2 protein-coding genes are annotated in these 1,586 nt (G+C 38.7%); both read left to right on the top strand.

The annotated features are described in order from the left end of the window. Nucleotides 1-64: 64 nt before the first annotated feature. Nucleotides 65-289, top strand: a complete 225-nt coding sequence (locus tag P8M52_RS01480; RefSeq protein WP_300306314.1) for a sulfurtransferase TusA family protein — start codon at nt 65-67, stop codon at nt 287-289. A gap of 143 nt (nt 290-432) precedes the next feature. Continuing rightward, the coding region (gene glnA, locus P8M52_RS01475) for a type I glutamate--ammonia ligase (protein WP_300306311.1) at nt 433-1,586 on the top strand (1,154 nt) is incomplete at its 3' end.

The raw sequence follows: 1,586 nt of genomic DNA, 5'->3' as shown, positions 1-1,586 counted from the left end.
TTATATGAGAAATATTTAAAACCACAAGATTGGTTAAGCGCACCCTAAAGGAATACTAAAAATAATGAAAACTAACATTGATGTAAAAAGATTACTTTGCCCCATGCCAGTTATTCGTCTCGGCGAAATGATTGATAAGGTGGAAATTGGCGATACGATAGAAATATTAGCAACTGATCCCGGTGTTCATCATGATATTCCTGCCTGGTGTAAGGTGCATGGTCATAAAGTAATAGAAATCCAAGAAAATTCAGATGAGATTGTTATTTTAGTAGAGAAAATAGGGTAGAATTAATCGCAGTTTTTATTGCATATATAGTAGAAATTTCTAATATAGCACGTAAAAACAACAGAATTATGTCTGTAACGGTGCAGACTACATGACAATGTTAGTCATTAAAAAAAAATATAGATATAAATAAAGGAGAAAATATGTCTGCACAAGATGTAATGAATATGATTAAGGATAACGAGGTTAAATTCGTTGATTTTCGTTTTACAGATACTCATGGTAAAGAGCACCACGTAAGTGTTCCAGCACATACGGTTGATGAAGATAAATTTGAAGAAGGTCAAATGTTTGATGGTTCTTCAATCACAGGTTGGAAAGAGATTAACGAATCCGACATGATTTTAAAGCCAGACACAACTGCATGCGTTATGGATCCGTTTACACAACAGCCAACGTTAATTGTACGTTGTGACATTGTTGAGCCAAGTGATATGCAGGGTTACGAAAAAGACCCTCGCTCTCTTGCTAAGCGTGCTGAGCAATTCATGCAAGATTCAGGTGTTGGTGATACAGCTTACTTTGGTAACGAAAATGAGTTTTTCGTATTTGACAGTGTTAAGTGGGATACAGGATTTGGCATGGGTAAGGCGTTTTATGAAATCCATTCTGAAGAAGCAGACTGGGAGTCTGGCTCTGATTTAGAGGGCGGAAATAAAGGCCATCGTCCAAATGTTAAGGGCGGTTATTTTCCGGTTCCTCCAGTAGATTCACTTCACGACCTTAGGTCAGAAATGTGTCTTGCTATCGAGGAAATGGGCGTTACTACGGAAGTGCATCACCATGAAGTGGGCACAGCCGGCCAATGTGAAATTGGTGCTAAATTTAACACATTAGTTAGAAAAGCTGACGAAACTCAAATTCTTAAATACTGTATTCATAATGTTGCTCACATGTATGGCAAGACAGCTACTTTTATGCCTAAACCAATTGCGGTTGATAATGGTAATGGTATGCACGTTCACCAGTCAATTGCAAAAGATGGTGTTAACTTATTTGATGGTGATGAGTATGGTAACTTAAGTCAGACGGCACTATATTACATCGGTGGTATTATTAAGCATGCTCAAGCATTAAATGCCTTTACTAACCCGTCTACAAATAGTTACAAACGACTGGTGCCTGGTTTTGAGGCACCTGTGCTTCTTGCATACTCAGCCCGCAATCGTTCCGCATCTTGTCGAATACCTTACTCATCGAACCCAAATGGCAAGCGTGTTGAGGTTCGTTTTCCCGACCCAACAGCAAACCCTTATCTTTCTTTCTCTGCTCTTATGATGGCTGGTATTGATGGTAT

The sequence above is a fragment of the Candidatus Thioglobus sp. genome, assembly GCF_029243085.1.
Classification (GTDB): Bacteria; Pseudomonadota; Gammaproteobacteria; order PS1; family Pseudothioglobaceae; genus Thioglobus_A.
This window is presented reverse-complemented; position numbering and strand designations above follow the sequence as displayed.